We start from the raw sequence: 16,659 nt of genomic DNA, 5'->3' as shown, positions 1-16,659 counted from the left end.
CAACTCACCTTACGTAAGTCAGGCCGGCACCCATTGATGCGGCTACAATCGCTCAATCTCCCTGGCCCGCTGCGTCGGTAGCAGCGTCAGCACATCCTTGAGATAGGCATACGGATCATACCCATTATGCAAAATGGCTTAAGTTGCGATTCCCGCGCTATCTGACGGGCCTACCCGCTTGAAAGGACATAGAGGCTTCATAGACTCAGCGCCGATGCCGATGCCGATGCCGATGCCGATGCCGATGCCGATGCCGATGCCGATGCCGATGCCGATGCCGATGCCGATGCCGATGCCGACGTCCCGGCGAGTATGATTGTGGCTCAATGGGGGAAAGGCTGTTCTTTGTAGCCTTCACCTAAAATCATTTTCAACTCACGATTTTTCAGGTCCCATGCCTCCTTTAATGAAAGAGGTGGAGCATCGACCATTTTCATCAGCCCATGCTGAAGGGGCACGTATAAAGGATTTACTGCTCGCGGATTGACAGCAAGGACGCCTGGACGCAGTTGACCTTCAATGAGTCGTTCCTCAGTCTCTGCCTTCTCGCGTAAAAGCATCAGTACGCCGTAGTCCTCCCTCAGTGTCACTTGCAGCACCGCAGAAATTACCGATGCGCGCTGAGCGATTTCGGCGGCCTCTTGCTGATCGGGGGTTTTAAATAGGCTCACAGGTACTGGCCCACGAGCACTACCGTCCCGTTTAGGTTCCGGCCGGTTATCCACGAATTCCCTGAAAGTACTTCTCAGAATGTAGTTGGTACCCTCGTTGTCCGGTTCCCAAACAGAGTGCCCGAAACCATAAACAGCATGCTCAGCAAGCGACTGGCCACCTACCCCAGAATCCGCGTTGTGACTCACTCCGTAAAAGAATGTGTCAGGACAAAGGAGCGCATCGTTCACTACGATAACAAGCACATCCTGGGAGCTGACAACTCCATCACTCAAGTACCCTTCGTATTTGCCGAGTTTTTCCGCGATCGCAGCAGTCATTCTCAGCAGCGTCCGTTGCCGCAGTTCAATTGCGGCGTGTGGGCAAGGTTCCAACGGTTTATGAGATGAAAATAACCTATTGATTTTTAAGTCATCACCCGTCGACGGGGTGATTAGCTCAAGACAGATTTTCTTTCCATCCTGTTGGACGAGGAAGTCTGGCCCCCAGCCATTATGCGAAGGCTTGGGGTCATATCCTGCATGCTTCAGGCGCTCAAACAAGAGTATCTCGCCTAAGCGTTGAGCAGACTTGTTGACGTCGGAAGAACACAACTCTCTAAGGAATTTAGAGTCCGCACACCCACTGGCATGGAAGCTCGCGTAGGCAGCCAGCAGGTTTTCATGAGCTGTGTCTACGAACTCCGCTGGAAAACCATCCCCGTAACGCCGCTCCAGTGTCACCTTCCAGCGCTGGAACACCTCATTGATACTCCTCACTGCGCTCCCTCCTTCTCTGAACACTACGCCCTGCAACCCAAAGCAGGGCATCGCAGCGCTTCAATGTCCGTAGTCACCATCAACTGTATAGCTCCCGCTAGGGAGGCACCTCTGTTGGACGCAGAAGGACACCACGGCTTATGCCTATGGTACTCGCGCGCCTTACGGTTGGCCTGAGCGTACCGGCAGAATAGTTTCAACCAATCTGGTGCCTCTGGTTATGTGAACTAAGCTTTTAGGTTCCTCTACAGATCAGAAAACTGGCTAATCCGTACAGTGTGATCTGCAAATTTGGTCGTTACTTCCAACTCGCCCCCCATTGCCTCAATAAAGCGGCGCATGGAGCTGATATACATATCCGTTCGCTTTTCGAGTTTAGCGACGCTTCCCTGGCTCACATGTAGTATTTCAGCAAGCTGCTCTTGAGAGAGCTTACGAGCACGGCGGATTTCGGACAGGTCCATCTCTGCGCGTAACGCAGCAGCCTTTTCAGCACTGCGTGCTTTCGACTCAGGGGACATCCTGTCACGTAAAGATGAAAACGACTTCTTACCAGACATGATGCTTATACCGTAACATGCGCGCCTGTGTTGTATGCGAGGCACCTTCGATAGATTCAAGTGTCGACAAACGGTGTTCCAAGGCGCCAATCAGCGTCCTCTGTTCACTATTAGCTGTAACTCAGAAATTTCAACGCAGCGCTGCTTCATTCCGGCCTCCGCCGTCTCTGCTCGATCAATCAATATCTGTATCCTCTCGTAAAGACGAGCGCCCTTGGCGTTACAGCGGCCTAGTAATTATTTGTATTTACCCTTGTAGCTTGAGTGACCGCTATCGGCCGATTCTGTTGACACGTAGCAGCACGCAAAAATGGCATTTTTACAGATTACGATATGGGTCGTTCTGGAAAACCGACTTTTTCAACAGAATCGACCCATAGCTGCCGTTCGCGAAGGGTGAGGATCGGCCAGAAATATAGGCTGGGAATGTCTGTCGCACCGGGGGCAGTCCAGAATACAAACGGTTTCTGGGGCTTAGGCTTTTAGCCGCTTAAGATCTCTTAGATAACATTGGTGAAATTTGCTGAATTCTGGCGTCTGCTTTTCTGCTGCGTTGTTATAGATCGCATCACTGGTAACCGCACAAGCAGTACATCCAGCCTCATAGACGAACCGAGTAGCTATAGGTGACTTCGTCGGGGAGCTATCCCAACGCTTGTTAAGCCACAAAGTTAGCCCTTCATCAAGAGGGGCAACCATATGAAGCTGCTGTTTTGTGCGAGTGATTCCGACATAAAACAACCGACGCTCTTCCTCAATTTCTTCCTCGGTCGGAGGGTTATGCATCGATGTGTGCACGTTATAAACATCATCGGACTTGCCGCCAGGAAACTCTTTCTCATTCAGACCGATCAGCACCACGTTATCCCACTCTAGACCTTTGGAACCATGCAATGTTGAAAGGATGAAGGGTTCGCGGTCAGCCGAAGTTTCTACTGGATTCAGGATAAGATTTAAAAACGTGCGGGAGTCGATTTTGCTCGATTCTAGTAGCGCTTCAATTCTCACAACTCCCCGTTTTAGATCGTTTGAATCAATGCGTTTTACTCCCCCTGAACCGATACAATCTGTGAAACCTGCCATACTCAGACGCCTCAATACATCAAAAGCAGGCGTTTTCTCTCCATCTTTCTGGCAGATTGTGGCGAGCCTTTCCAGTCGATCCTTTTGGTAGGATGAGCCTTCGAATAGTTTCCCCAGAACAGACCATAGATCGGCATAGGGAGCCATCAAAAAATTAAGTGCAGTTTTGAGTTGCCCCTGCTGCCAATTGAAACCAGCCTCTTTTAAGAAGCCGTAGACCATATCCTGTTTGTTGGGGTAGTTCTCGAGCTGTTGCAAATTGCCGTAAACGCACAACAATACGCCTACCACCAACATACCGATTTCAGTACGGGTGTGTAATGAAGGTGAACCATTGAGATAGCGATAAGGGAGTCCGCACAGGCGTAAAGCTAGTTCGGCCTCGGCAAGATTCGCCTTGGTCCGAGACAGGATGGCTTGTGTGCCACGATTTACCGAAAGGTTTGATAGCACTTCGGATAAGCAGTTATCAAAGTGCAATCTCACCTCTGTTTTTGGGGCGCTCGGATGACTGACACAGAGACTAGTCAGCTTCGTAGAGTTTCGCCGAATTACCGAGTTGGCCATCAAGGAAAGCTCATGCCCAAATCGGAACGTGCATGAAAGCTGAAACACTTTTGTATTTTGGTAATGCTTCTCGAACAGACCACCGATGAAGTCTGGTCGAGCACCGCGCCACTCGTATATACACTGGTTGATATCACCAACAGCCATAACTGACGTATCTGATTTAGATAGCAAGCGAGTCATGTCATGCTGTATCAGGTTAACATCCTGATATTCATCCACAATGATGTGTTTGAAGTGGGCTCCAGAGCTGGTGTCATTACGCAACACTGAGACAGCCTCAATCAAACAGTCATCAAGGGTTCGCAGACTGTTTTCCTCTAGTAACTCGCAATAGCGGCTATAGGCGCGAATAAACTCCCGTTTTATGTTGCTGAAAGTAGGATCTGTAGCTGCATCAACTGGCGTTACAACCGCCGCCCGACAGCGAGCGATAAACAGCTCGAAGTTTTCAATTTCATTGGGGGAAATGTAACTCGCCTCATGGCCAAAACCATGGCGGTAAGCCTGCTTAACCAGTTGCTCATAGCGGTAGTCGCCCGGAGTAAGGAGGTCTTTCTTCCTGATTATCTGTTGACGCTCTCCGTAACCAACGATCTTCAAAGCCAAACCGTGGAATGTACGAACTTCTGGAATGACAGTCGACTTTAGTGCCGTCTTCAACTTCTCGGTGAAGCTTAGCTGCGCAGACTTGTTGTACATAAGGATCAGAATGGATCGAGGGTCAGTCCCCGACTTGACCAGCCGTTCAACGCGCTTTACGAGGGTGGTTGTTTTCCCGCTACCAGGTACGGCTTTAACCAGCGCATGTCCGATGTCATGGCTGACAATACTTTTTTGCTCCCAAGTTAGCCTTTTGGTCATGCATCAACCTTGTAACTGGCGCACTGACGCGCTTCAGTATAAGGAACCTGTTTTGCTTTACTGCGACATTGCAGATAGCCGTCCTCCCATCGGCTAGCTTGTTGGCACGTAATGCAGTTAGGAAATAGCGCATGAGGATCGGCATGACGGATAAAAGTTCGTAGGTTCTCCGCCAGCTCAGCCCCCTCGAGCGACCTAGGCCATGTGTTAACGTATGAGCTGGTTAATAAGTCAACTTCAGCGAGAGGCATTATTTGCTCGTTTAGTCGGCCGGAATCACTCAGGCTCCAGACAGACATCCCTACGTTACCAACTGAGCAGGGACCGCTACAGCTATCCACTACTTGTGATGGCGGACGCCAGTTGAATGCGTTTAGGCGCTTATCCTTGGTTGAATATGACCCGCTAAGCAACATCTGGATGTCAGCAGCAGATTGAACCTTAAACTCAAGTATGGGGATGCCGGTATCAATCTTCTCTTGAGAACAGGGGTGCGTAACACAGATCTCTATATAACAGCGCCTTTTGCCTGCTGTATCACGCAACATCACGTCTGGTTGCAGCCCGGTAGTCTTATCGCGTTTTTCCAGCTCTGCCAGATCGAAAAATTTAGTCATGTTGTAGCGTGCGGGCACTGATTCTAGGCACTGACTTGTTTTGTCTCTGACTAAGGCTAAACGAGCTCCATTGCAGGAAACCCTTCGCTCTAACTCTAAGCTAATTGGCACCGCACGGCTGAGAGCTTGTTGGTAGCGATAGAAGAATGCTTCTTTGCCGCACTTGTGAAGGTAGGTTTCGAGGGCGCAGCATTCTTCCGAGTGACGAAAGTGCTTAGCGTTGATTTCGCCTAGCACCGGTGTGAGGGGGCTTTTGCAACCTGGGCAGGTGTAAGTGTGTGAGCGCAGGGCATCGCTAATGTGCGTGAGTGTGCCTTGGCCATTTAGGGCGTAAGCGTACTGTATTGAGCTAGATTGAGTTGTCATGACTGCGTGCCTCCCAAAAAATCCGGCTAACGACAGACCTTACGGCAGGCAAGTGGTAAGTAGTGCTTCTTGAGGCTGCCGAGTGTACAGCGGTCTAGTGAAAATGCTATTCGCCTGCTCTACAACCCAGTGATGTTAATCCCCCGCATTTTCTAGATACATCCGACAGGCAGCTATTGGCCGATTCTGTTGAAAAATCGGTCATCCGAAACGGCCTGATCATTGAACGGTGAAAACGCCTTTTTTACACGCTGCTACGTGAAATCTGCGTCTGGAAGCCTCTGCCGAAAGTGCAGATTTCAATCTCGGACGCGCACTTTTCTGCTGCTCAAACCATGACTAACTTTTTCAACAGAATCGGCCGATAGCGGTCATTTAACACAATACGCATTATGCGAAGCATCTTGGTCATTTGAATAAGTTAGCTATCAGCCAGTACAGTAGTTGGCAGAGCCTGCAGCTTGGCTTTTATTTAAGAAACAAAAAACCCGCCGAAGCGGGTTTTTGCTGACCATGCTCAATATCCGTATCGAGCTGCCATCCTGGCATGGTCATCGTCCTTGACCTGACTGAGCGCGTCCTGCGCTCTATCCAATGCGCATAGATTAGTGATCTGCCGCTGCTGGAGAAAGAGCTGCTTTTCCTGTTGGTGTGTAAGCCTTTTGCTATAGCGCCCGTCATAACTCAAGACGCTGATCAATCCCCCTGAACACACCCTAACTCGGTACACTCTCCCTTTTCAGGAACGCGCCAATGCTCGTCATCCGATTGCAAGGTGGTGTGACTTATACGCTGGAGAAGGCTGTTGGCAATGCCGGCAAGCATGGCCTCTGGGAGTTTCACCGAAGCGCAAGCTCCTACATCCGTCCGCCGGATTACACGCCTTGGCGACATGCAGCAATCCTTCCGGCCGAGCCTGCCGATGGCCAGTCGGTCAGCCTGTCGATCTGCAAACCCGGTATGCCCGAGGAGCAGTGGATAGAGGTAGGTGAGGGGACTGCCACTTACGACTCGGATCGCTGATCTGGCAATCGCCCATAGAGGACAGATTCACCCTTCGCGGTAGTCCTCCCCGAATTATCAGCGGCAACGGGCGGTATGTCTTCAGGGGTGAGGTCTACGACACCTGGCTGCAGAGCCACATCGACACCATTGCTCAGGCGCAGGAATCCTCCTCGCGCATCCTGCTCTCGAAGATGGGCGTCAAGGTGGATGACCTGCTTTCCATACGCATGGGCCATGGCGCAAAGGAAGTGGTGTTCTTTACCGATCCACAGTGCTCCTACTGCCATGCACTGGCCAATGAAGCCAACCAGTACACCAACGAATTTACCTTTGTGTTTGTGCCGGTCCCCGCGCTGGGCGATGAGTCCAACCGCCTGATCAAGCGTCTGGCCTGCGCAAGGGATGAGCGCCAGCAACTCGATGCGCTTCTGAACGGCACCATCGAGCAGCTCGAAACGCTCAACAAGTGCCCCGAAGAGAAATACGCCAAGTCCCTGGTAACCGCCAACCTGCTTGGTGTGGACGGTATTCCGTACCTCATCAGCGATGACGGCCGGGTTTCGCGTGGGCGCCCAAAAAACTTCGAAGCATGGCTTAGTGGCAAGGGGGATCAGTAATGGAGTTTATCAGCGTAAGAGAAGAGTACGCCGAGGGCATTATTCCGCGCGAGGTCAGGGCCTCCCAGCTCTCACCGGTGATCGCCTATGACGAGGAAAAGGAGTACTTCTTCAACAACGACGGCACCATTGGGGTTGGCTTTATGTGCCGTCCGCTGCCGGGGGCGGACCAGGGTCTGCAGGATCGCATCAACAACATGCTCAATCAGGCCTTTCCCAACGACACGATTATCTCGTTTCTGCTGTTCCTGTCGCCGGAGATCGAGGCGTCACTGGGGTCAATGGAGCAGCTGCGGGAAAACTTCCATCACCCGCTCCTGAGCGAGATCGTCAAGAACCGCGTCAGCTTTCTTAATCACCACACCCGTGAGCCCATGATCTCCCGTGGCCGCAAGGGCTACTTCAACAACGGCGTTATTCATGACCAGAAGCTGGTGATTACCCTCAAGATCCCGATCAAGGATCGCCTGCCCGGCAAGAAAGAACTGGAGGAGCTGTTTACGGCAGCGGAAAAGCTGGAGTCCTCCCTCAACAATATCGGCTTTGCGCCGCGCAAGCTTGACGCCGACCTGCTCAAACGCACCATGACCACCCTGCTTAACTGGGGCGAGCGCTCCAGCTGGCGCCTGGGTGAGGAGACATGGGATGAGACCTCGCCCATCAATGAGCAGATCTTTGACTACGACACTGACGTTGAGGTGAAAAAGACCCATCTGCGCATGGGCGACACCTACGCCAAGATCCTGTCGGCCAAGCGCCTGCCCAAGACCATGTTTTTTGGTGACGCCATCGGCTATGTCGGGGACCTGAGCGGGCAGGGACAGTCGATCAAGGAAAACTACGCCATCTGCTGCAATGTGTACTACCCCAACGCGCAAAAGCAAAAGAAGAACCTGGATCGCAAGCGCACCCTGACGGTGAATCAGGCCTTTGGGCCGCTGCTCAAGATCGTGCCAGTACTGGGAGAGAAAAAGGAGAGTTTCGACACGCTGGAAAAATCCATGTCGGCGGGTAATCGCCCCTTGCGCATGAACTACTCGGTCATGATTTTTGCGCCAACCCTCAAGCGCGTGGAAGCGGCGGCGACCGCCTTTCAGGATATCTGGGCAGAAAGCAAGTTCACGATGATGCAGGACAAGTTTATCCAGATGCCCATGCTCATCAATTCGCTGCCCTTTGGCGCCGACCACAAGGCTGTGGTGGAGCTGAACCGCTACAAGACCCTGACCTCCGAGCATGCCACGGTCCTCTTGCCGCTCTTTGGTGAGTGGAAGGGTACCGGAACACCCCATGTCGGGCTTGTCTCGCGTAACGGCCAATTCATGTCGCTGTCGCTGCATGACTCGGAGACCAACAAGAACGGTGTGATTGCGGCTGAGTCCGGTTCGGGCAAGTCGTTTTTTGCCAACGAATTCCTCACTGCCTACATGAGCGAAGGTGCGCACGTCTGGGTGATCGATGCGGGTAGGTCCTACGAGAAGCTTTGCGACACGCTGGAGGGCTCCTACGTCCAGTTTGGCGAATCCTCGACGATATGCCTGAACCCCTTCGATATCGTAGTGGACTACGAGGAAGATGAGGATGCGCTGGTCTCGCAGGTCATGGCCATGGCTTCGCCCAAGGGCAACCTTGAGGAGTTCCAGATTGCTGAGACGCGCCGGCTGATGGCAAACATCTGGAGGCATAAGGGCAATGCGATGCTGGTGGACGACATTGCAGAGGCCTGCCTTGCCCATCCTGACCAGCGCGTGAAGGATGTGGGCAGCCAGCTGTATGTGTTTACCAAAGACGGCAGCTACGGCAAGTACTTTCACGGCAGGAACAACATGCAGTTCACTAACCAGTTCACGGTTCTTGAGCTGGATGAGCTGCAGGGCCGCAAGCACCTGCGCCAGATCGTACTGCTCCAGCTGATCTACCAGATCCAGCAGGCGGTGTACCACGGCGATCGCAACGTCAAGAAAATCGTTTTTATCGATGAAGCCTGGGACCTGCTCAAGGAAGGCGATACCTCGGTGTTCATGGAGCATGCCTACCGCAAGTTCCGTAAGTACCAGGGCTCGGTGCTGATCGCCACGCAGTCCATCAATGACCTCTATGAGAATCCGGTAGGCCGTTCCATTGCCGAGAACAGTGCCTTTATGTTCCTGCTGGGGCAGACCAGCGAGACGGTGGAATCGGTCAGACGCTCTGGCAGGCTGACCCTTTCCGAGGGTGGATTCAGTTTGCTCAAGACCGTACACACCGTAGCCGGCGTGTATTCGGAGATCTTTATACGCAGCAAGACAGGCGTAGGCGTAGGTCGGTTGATCGTGGGGCCGTTCCAGAAACTCCTGTACTCCACCGATCCCAATGACGTTGGCCAGATCGACCGCTACCGGGCAATGGGGCTGAGCGTTACCGACGCCATCTATGCCGTCATGCGCGATCGGGGCGAACTTGCCAGCAAGGTGGATGAGGAAGCCATCGAGCTTGCGGATTCCCATACCCGCCTGCTGCGCAGTAATCGTCCCAGGGACAGCGCGCCTCAGACGGGACCCCGACTGGTGCCACTTACGCTCCCCGAGGAGCCGGAGGCTACCGCCGAAGCCTCTGCGGCAAAGCCTGTATCCACGCCAACCACCGCCACCGCTGAAGAGGAGGTCACTCCATGAGTCAGTCAATAGCACCCCCGATTGCGGATAGCCCTGTCCAGCCTTCTCACAGAGAGCAACCAGTAGCAGATAAATCACCTTCTACAGAGCCGGAAGGTACAGGCTCATCGGCCAAACCCTCAAGCCATGTTCCCCTTGAGCAAAGCTCGATGACGACCTTGCAGATGCTCATGCTGGTGGCAGTGATTGGCCTGTTCATTATCTGCGGCATTCTCTTCAAGCGCGTCGTGGCCCTTGAGACAACTCAGCAGTCCTTTGTCGTTGTGGATTTTGTGGCGCTGGCGCAGCGCTATAGCCGGGAAGGGGCATCTGCCGAGCAGGTGGCGCAGATCATGGCCAACACCAATCGGCGCGTGCTTGAACTCAAGGCGCAGGGCGTCACGGTGCTGGATGCCCGTGCTGTGCTGAATGCCCCTGATGATCTGTATCTGCCTGTTGAGCAGCTGACGGCGTCTGGCCCATCCGCCAGTGGTTCGTCAGCTGGCGTTCCCGCTCTTAATCCCCTGTCAGCCCCTGCGAGGACTCAGCCATGAGTTACCGAAACAACGCTGCCATGCGTGAACAGCTTGCCCAGATCATTCTGGCCAACTGCCGTATCACCTTAAAGCTAAGGGATAAGGCAGATAACAGCCCTGTACAGGATGTACGGGATCGTGCGGTCCTTGGGCAGTTCCCCGCTGACTTATCGGGAGGGGACCGTCATGAGAAGGTTTGATCGTATCGTCAACAAAAAGGAGTCCTGGGGCCGCTTCACGGTCAAGATGGCCCTGACCACGGCGCTGATCGTGGGCAGCGGGGCCATGTTCTTTTCCCGCTTTACCTTTGCCTACGATCCTCAGCAGGTCATCAGCATCAAGGGCTACAGCTTTTACCTGATCGATCGCGGCGACAAGGGCATGGAAAAAGGCAAGCTCTACGCCTTTCACCCCAAGGCCATCCCCGGCATCTATACCCCCGAGCACCGGCTGGTGAAGTACCTGCGTGGCGTGCCCAAGGATCAGGTCGAGATCAACCTCAAGGAGCAGGTCAAGGTCAACGGCGAAATCGTGGCCGTGGGCCTGGTGCATGCCGACAAGCTCGGGCGTTCACGCTCATCGTTCGTAGGCAAGGGCACGCTGGGTCCCAACGCCTACTGGTTCATGGGGGATGCCCCGCTTTCCTTTGACTCCCGCTACTGGGGAACCGTGACCAAGGAGCAGATCATTGGACGCTCGTATCCCCTTTTCTAGGGCCGCACTGGCTCTTTCACTGGTGCTGGGGGCGGCGCAGGCCGCCTCTGGCGCTGACCTTCCTGATCTTGCAAACATGCCACCGGAAATCGAGCAGGGCCGGGATCTGCGTACCTTCCTGACACCCCGACAGGACACCGACAAGAGCGCGGTGGTGGGCAGTACTCATCTGGGCAGTACGGCGCTGACTGCTGAGGATCAGGCCATTGTGGAGCAGGGAGAGGCCATCAAGCAGGGTGCCGGCGCAGCCATTGATCTCAAGTCCATGGCCAATTCCAGCATGGACAAGGCCATGGGAGAGGCCACCGAGCTGGTGCGCTCAATGGAGGAAACCAATCCCACGCTACGGGCGGCCAAAATGGAAGCGCGCAAGAACGAGACCTATGCCCATCACCAAACGCTTCTGTTTGTCTCGCTCTCCCTGGGCAAGGCGGCGCTCAAGGAAATATTCACGATGGCCTCCGAGCGCCAGGACGTGGTGCTGGTATTTCGAGGTGTTCCGGAAGGCATGAAGCTGGACGAGGGGATGAAGCACTACCAGCATCTCCTTGCTGAATACGACCCGCTGCCCAACCTCGTGATCGATCCCACCCTGTACCGGGACTTCAAGGTAGCTGAAGTGCCAACGCTGGTTACGATGGATCAGGGCAACGACACTCAATTCACCGACAGGCATGAGCTGGCGCGGGTAGAAGGCTTGAGTTCACCCGAGTGGCTGGAAAAGCAGGTCGCCGAGGGTAAGAAGGGCGACCAGGGCCGCCGGGGTCCGGTAATGGAAATTGCCGAGCAGGACCTGATCCAGATGATGCAGGAGCGGGTGGCCTCGGTGGACTGGGAAGCCAAAAAACAGGCTGCCGTCGGACGGTTCTGGCAAAAGCAGCAGTTCAACTACATTCCGCCTGCCTCACACTCTCGTACCCGCACCATCGATCCCAGCGTGACCGTGCTGCAGGATCTGACTGGCGCAGACGGCAAGGTCCTGATGAAAGCCGGTACGGTACTCAACCCACTGGATCAGGTGCCCTTTACGCAGGCGCTGGTAATCTTTGATCCGTCAGTACCGGGCCAGATGAAGATCCTTGACCGTGTTCTGCCGGAGCTGGCCAAACAGCCAAACATCCGGCAGCTGACCTATCTGGCCACCCAGATGGACAAGGCGCAGGGCTGGGAGGGCTATACCAACCTCTCCAACCGTTTCGAAGCCCCGGTGTACCTGGTGACCAAGGAAATCATCGAGCGCTTCGAGATCGAGCATACCCCCAGCATCGTGACCAGTGACGGCAAGGTGTTTGTGGTAAAGGAGCTGACGGCCAAAGACGGGAGCGCGCTATGAACAGGCATATCTCTCATCTTTTATCCATGCTCGCATTCTGGCTTTGTATAGGGCTTTCTTCCTCAACCAATGCTGCGGTGGGCTGCTACAGCGGTGATGTGATTGGTCCCAAGCTGATTACCGATATCTGCTGGGACTGCCTGTTTCCCCTGCGGGTAGCGGGCGTCTCTATCTCGGGCGAAACCAGCGGTGTACCGGATGGTGCCAGCACCAAGTCGGCCTGCATGTGCTGGGATACCAACAACGTCCCGCGCCCCGGTATCAGTTCGGGCATGTGGGAGCCGGCGCGTCTGGTGGAATTCCAGCGCGTACCGGGCTGCTCTTCGGTGCTTAACGGCGTGCGCTTTCCCTTTGATCGCACCTTTCAGGGCACGCATGGGTATGGCAGTGGCGGCAAGCAGGACGGCATGTTCATGCACTACCACTACTACGCCTTTCCGCTGCTGGTGATTCTGGATCTCTTCACCTCGGGCTGGTGCCAGAACGACGGCTACATGGACCTGGACGTCATGTATATGTCCGAGCTGGACCCGACCTGGAACAACGCTGAGCTGGCCTTTTTCGCCAACCCTGAAGCGGCCGCCGTTGCCAACCCGATTGCCGCAGCCGCCTGTAGCGCTGATGCCGTGGCGTCTGCTACCGGCAACCCCATTGAAAGCATGTTCTGGTGCGCGGGCAGCTGGGGCACCTTGTACCCGCTGGTCGGCAGCGTGCCGGGCAATCGCGGCGTGATCAAGGGTAGCTCCCTCCTGAGCGCGCGTGTACTGGCGGCGCTGCACCGTCGCGGGCTTGCCTACGGGACCATGGGCGACGCGGCCATGTGTGGCGGTGAGATCACACCAACGCTTCCCAAGAGCCAGTACAAGCTTTCCATCCTTCATCCACTGCCCGAAACCAAGAAGGGCCACAAGATTGGCGAGTCCACGCTGATCTGGGGGCAGGCCAGAACCATTCCAGCCGAAGGACAGGACCCGATCTACACGATCTGGCGCTGGAAAGACTGCTGCATGACTCAATAGGGGAGCGGTAGACAATGAACAGAACAGGGCTCCTCTATCGAACGACGGCGCTGGCCATGACCGGGCTGATGCTGTGGATGCCAATTGACCAGAAGTATGCGCAGGCGGCGGACATGGCAGCGGTTGGCAAAGCAGCACAGGAATTTGGCAAAGAGATCACGCCTAACCCTTCTGACCTGGCTACCTACAGCGAGGATGGGACTCTCACGCTACCGGGCGCCAACACCTCCCTTACCGTCAATGAGCTGTTTCCGGGTGGTACTGGCGATGAGGTAAACAAGTACTTTCCGCATGCCGCGGACCCTACCGACCTTCAGCAGCTCTACAACGACGGCGATGCCATGAACTCGGCTGGTACGGAAGCCCTGAGCACGCTCAGGTCCGAGCAGGACAGCGGTGAGCTGTCCCTGCAGGGGCAGGCCTTTGAGGTGGTGCAGGGTGCCCGCGCAGTGGGCAAGATGGATCTGACCAATGATCCCATGATGACGCAGACCAACCAGCTGTATACGGCCACCGACAGTGATGACGGCTTGTTTCCAGACTGTGATGAGGGCACCGACCCTACCGCCAGCACCAACAAGCTCCAGCAGTGCACCCGGCCCAACATGCCCAACGGGCAGTGCGAGGCGGACCATGACTATACCGTGGGCGTGATCGAGCACCATGCAGGACCCGCCAACCTCAACTCCTGTGGCGCAGGCTGCATGCAGCTGTGGATAGGCGAGGTCGGTGACAACTACTGGTCCGGCAACTGTTCGATCAAGGAGCAGTACACCGAAGTCACCGTAACCAATCCCGAGGCGGTAATCAGCGCCCAGCTGGAATATGCCAAATGGGATGACTACATGCAGGTCTGGGTAGGCCCCGCCGGTAATGAACAACTTATCTGGCAGGGGCCCAACAATAACTTCCCGCCCGAAACCGCTGGTGCCTGTGAGCTGAACAAGAGCTGGACCGCCAATCCTCTGGTCGATGTCACCAGCCTGTTCAGGAACGTCAAGGCGGGCGCCATTGTGCGCTTCAAGATCCGCGTCTCGGTTACCGGCGAAGGGGAAGGCTATGGGCGTATCCGCATCAACTACGACTCATCCAGGGCGGTAAAGGACAACGGCTGGGATCCGGCGGACTGCCTGGCGCGTACCAAGGAGGCAACCAAGTACTACAGCGACGTCTCCTACAGTTGCACCGAGATGCCCACGCTGGATGGGGCGGGATGCATGACCGAGAACGGCGTCAGGGTATGCGAGAGTGATTTCCCCAGTACCGGGCTTTCGGGTATCTCGCCCATGTGCCGTAGCATGACCGCCACAATCGATGCCAGTAAATCCATTGACGGCTACGAGGACACCTGTACCCCTCTGGCAGACAATCCCCAGTGCGGACTGGTGAAATCGGTGTGCAGCGAGGCCACCGAGACCGGCGAGTGCATTCGCTTTACCGAGACCTATGACTGCGGCGCCGCCTCGTCCAACATCGCCTGCAAGCTTAAGGTAGATCTGGCTGAAGCGTTTCCTGGGTGCGTGGATAATCCCGAGGCCTGCCAGCGCTCGGTGAGCTGCATGGGCGCGGAGTGTATTGGAATCACGCGTGAGGTGAGTCAGGACTTCGACAAGGCAGCTTCGCTTCTTCAGGCGGCGCAGTTCATGGGCGAGGACCTGGCCTGCGCCGAGGCCGATGCCACGACAAACGTTGAATGCGAGATCTTCAAGGCCGAACCGGGAGAGTGCAAGAAAGCTATCGGTGGCTCGGTGGACTGCTGCGAGCAGCCAACCAACGTCTCGGTAGGCGATTATCTGACATTGGTCTTGGCGGTACCCAAAATCGACTCGGCAATCATGAGCATTGATAGTGGGAGCGCACTAGGAACCATCCAGAGCAGCTACGCCACCTTGCGTAACCCCGTGGTTAACACCTTCCAGCCCATCACCAAACCGTTTACTTCATTCTTTGACGGGATAGTAGGGCTTAAGGACAAAGCTGTAACTGTAGTAAAGGATGAGTTGAAGAAGCAGCTGAGCACATTATTCAAAAAAGCGATGGGAACTGCTGTCGAGCAAGGCTCAACTGGAGCTGCCGGAGCTGCCGCAAGCGAGGCCGCTGATAAAGTCATAGAGCGCCAAGCCGAAACTGCTGTTAATGGCGCTGCTAGCGCGCTTGGTTTCCTAATGACCATGTACACCTACTATGTTGTTGCCATGGTTATCATTGAGATGATCTGGGAGTGTGAGCAGGAGGAATTTGAACTCAATGCTCAGCGTGAACTGGGCAACTGCCATAAGGTAGGCGACTACTGCAAAACCAAGGTTGCAGGCGTCTGCGTTGAGAAGCGTGAGTCCTATTGCTGCTTCAACTCACCCCTGTCCCGAATCATTCAGGAGCAGGCTAGGCCTCAACTGGGTAAGGACTGGGGTGACGCTGAGGAGCCGGAGTGTGGTGGGCTTACGATTGACGAGATTGGCCAGCTCAACTGGGACACCATTGACCTTACCGAGTGGGTGGACCTCCTGAACCTGCACAACCTCTACCCGACCACTGAAAACGTCACACTGGAAACACTGACAGGGCAGGGCAGTCTCCTGAATACTGATCAGCTTCGTGAAAACAGCGTAGACCGTACCGTTCGCGCAACGAATGAAGTAGATCTGCAGGGGGCGGCCAAACGAGCAACGGATGCGATGGCTGCACCCGGAGGGCTGTAGAATTAAACAGTACAACTGGCGGTACGAAGAAAGGGGACCTATTAGGTCCCTTTCTATTGATACCCCATTAAACCCGGTTTAAATCCTTGAACCTCTGGATAGCAGCGCACAGGGCTTGTGCTCTGGCTAGTGCATCCTGATACATGCCTGTATCCCTTGAGATCGGCTTGTTGAGGTTTAGGTACAGGTACAGCGCGGGGCGGTAGGCGGTGACAAGCTTGACCGCCACCATAAACAGCGTGCTGCTCTGAAGCTCCTCCCACGGAAACAGCTGCCTGTCTTCGTCGGTTAACGTCTCGATAACCTCGACCGAAATGATCTGATCAGGCGCGAGGGACTTGCGTCCAAACACGCACTTACGGTGATTGGCGGCAACAAAGATCGGAAATCCATGCTCGGTGTAGCACTGGCCAACCGTAAAGTTGATCAGCCGTCTGGCCTTTGTGCCGAGGTGCGCAATCAGATTCTTTTGCAAGTCTGGATCATGAGGGTCAAGGGATACGGTTTGCTGTTGGAACTTAAGCAGGGCCGGTCCTCTGACTCGCAGTCTGGCCAGCGCCTCGATCGCTTCCTGAAGCTCATCCTTTTCTTGTGACTTCGCTGTCATGGACTGAGC

The 16,659-nt window shown here is 54.9% G+C and carries 15 protein-coding genes and 1 pseudogene; 9 read left to right on the top strand and 7 right to left on the bottom strand.

The window, feature by feature from the left end; all coding sequences use genetic code 11:
* Positions 1 to 42: 42 nt before the first annotated feature.
* The 6 genes and pseudogenes from IQ22_RS21295 to IQ22_RS21270 form a co-directional block, all read right to left on the bottom strand.
* Positions 43 to 126: pseudogene (locus IQ22_RS21295) on the bottom strand (transposase domain-containing protein); the annotation flags it as partial.
* 12 nt (positions 127 to 138) lie between these two features.
* On the bottom strand, positions 139 to 327 hold the full coding sequence (locus IQ22_RS21290; RefSeq protein WP_145145779.1) for a hypothetical protein: 189 nt from the start codon (positions 325 to 327) through the stop codon (positions 139 to 141).
* Complete coding sequence (locus IQ22_RS21285; RefSeq protein ID WP_244309351.1) at positions 324 to 1,430, bottom strand: hypothetical protein; 1,107 nt, start codon at positions 1,428 to 1,430, stop codon at positions 324 to 326. The genes IQ22_RS21290 and IQ22_RS21285 overlap by 4 nt, the downstream gene beginning before the upstream one ends.
* 245 nt (positions 1,431 to 1,675) lie before the next feature.
* Positions 1,676 to 1,990: an XRE family transcriptional regulator gene (locus IQ22_RS21280; protein ID WP_167654199.1), complete on the bottom strand. Its 315-nt coding sequence runs from the start codon at positions 1,988 to 1,990 to the stop codon at positions 1,676 to 1,678.
* 474 nt (positions 1,991 to 2,464) lie between these two features.
* Positions 2,465 to 4,504 carry an ATP-dependent helicase gene (locus tag IQ22_RS21275; protein WP_145145775.1) on the bottom strand — a complete coding sequence of 680 codons (2,040 nt, stop codon included), beginning with the start codon at positions 4,502 to 4,504 and terminating at the stop codon, positions 2,465 to 2,467.
* A complete protein-coding gene (locus tag IQ22_RS21270) occupies positions 4,501 to 5,487 on the bottom strand; it encodes a competence protein CoiA family protein (RefSeq protein WP_145145773.1) in 987 nt (328 codons plus the stop codon). Before IQ22_RS21270 ends, IQ22_RS21275 begins: the two co-directional genes overlap by 4 nt.
* Before the next feature lie 753 nt (positions 5,488 to 6,240).
* On the opposite strand from IQ22_RS21270, the gene IQ22_RS21265 reads away from it, so the two are divergent.
* The 9 genes from IQ22_RS21265 to traN all read left to right on the top strand — a co-directional run bounded on the left by IQ22_RS21265 (position 6,241) and on the right by traN (position 16,043).
* Positions 6,241 to 6,510 carry a hypothetical protein gene (locus IQ22_RS21265; protein WP_145145771.1) on the top strand — a complete coding sequence of 90 codons (270 nt, stop codon included), beginning with the start codon at positions 6,241 to 6,243 and terminating at the stop codon, positions 6,508 to 6,510.
* Positions 6,511 to 6,695: 185 nt separating this feature from the next.
* On the top strand, positions 6,696 to 7,109 hold the full coding sequence (locus tag IQ22_RS21260; protein ID WP_158635472.1) for a thioredoxin fold domain-containing protein: 414 nt from the start codon (positions 6,696 to 6,698) through the stop codon (positions 7,107 to 7,109).
* Positions 7,109 to 9,763 carry a type IV secretion system protein TraC gene (traC, locus tag IQ22_RS21255; RefSeq protein ID WP_145145767.1) on the top strand — a complete coding sequence of 885 codons (2,655 nt, stop codon included), beginning with the start codon at positions 7,109 to 7,111 and terminating at the stop codon, positions 9,761 to 9,763. The genes IQ22_RS21260 and traC overlap by 1 nt, the downstream gene beginning before the upstream one ends.
* Positions 9,760 to 10,296 carry a hypothetical protein gene (locus IQ22_RS21250; RefSeq protein ID WP_145145765.1) on the top strand — a complete coding sequence of 179 codons (537 nt, stop codon included), beginning with the start codon at positions 9,760 to 9,762 and terminating at the stop codon, positions 10,294 to 10,296. Before traC ends, IQ22_RS21250 begins: the two co-directional genes overlap by 4 nt.
* Positions 10,293 to 10,478: a hypothetical protein gene (locus IQ22_RS21245; RefSeq protein ID WP_145145763.1), complete on the top strand. Its 186-nt coding sequence runs from the start codon at positions 10,293 to 10,295 to the stop codon at positions 10,476 to 10,478. The genes IQ22_RS21250 and IQ22_RS21245 overlap by 4 nt, the downstream gene beginning before the upstream one ends.
* On the top strand, positions 10,465 to 10,992 hold the full coding sequence (locus IQ22_RS21240; RefSeq protein ID WP_145145761.1) for a S26 family signal peptidase: 528 nt from the start codon (positions 10,465 to 10,467) through the stop codon (positions 10,990 to 10,992). The genes IQ22_RS21245 and IQ22_RS21240 overlap by 14 nt, the downstream gene beginning before the upstream one ends.
* Positions 10,967 to 12,325, top strand: coding sequence for a TrbC family F-type conjugative pilus assembly protein (locus IQ22_RS21235; RefSeq protein WP_145145759.1), 1,359 nt, complete (start codon positions 10,967 to 10,969; stop codon positions 12,323 to 12,325). Before IQ22_RS21240 ends, IQ22_RS21235 begins: the two co-directional genes overlap by 26 nt.
* Positions 12,322 to 13,344 (top strand): TraU family protein, encoded by a 1,023-nt coding sequence (locus IQ22_RS21230; RefSeq protein WP_145145757.1) that lies wholly within the window; start codon positions 12,322 to 12,324, stop codon positions 13,342 to 13,344. Before IQ22_RS21235 ends, IQ22_RS21230 begins: the two co-directional genes overlap by 4 nt.
* 14 nt (positions 13,345 to 13,358) lie before the next feature.
* Complete coding sequence (gene traN / locus IQ22_RS21225; RefSeq protein ID WP_145145755.1) at positions 13,359 to 16,043, top strand: conjugal transfer mating pair stabilization protein TraN; 2,685 nt, start codon at positions 13,359 to 13,361, stop codon at positions 16,041 to 16,043.
* Positions 16,044 to 16,110: 67 nt separating this feature from the next.
* Here the strand turns inward: traN and IQ22_RS21220 are convergent, their stop codons facing one another.
* Positions 16,111 to 16,650 carry a hypothetical protein gene (locus tag IQ22_RS21220; RefSeq protein WP_145145753.1) on the bottom strand — a complete coding sequence of 180 codons (540 nt, stop codon included), beginning with the start codon at positions 16,648 to 16,650 and terminating at the stop codon, positions 16,111 to 16,113.
* Between the last annotated feature and the right edge of the window lie 9 nt (positions 16,651 to 16,659).

The organism is Pseudomonas duriflava (assembly GCF_007830155.1).
GTDB lineage: Bacteria > Pseudomonadota > Gammaproteobacteria > Pseudomonadales > Pseudomonadaceae > Chryseomonas > Chryseomonas duriflava.
Note: the sequence above shows the minus strand (reverse complement) of the source record. Positions and strands in the feature narration are given on the sequence as shown.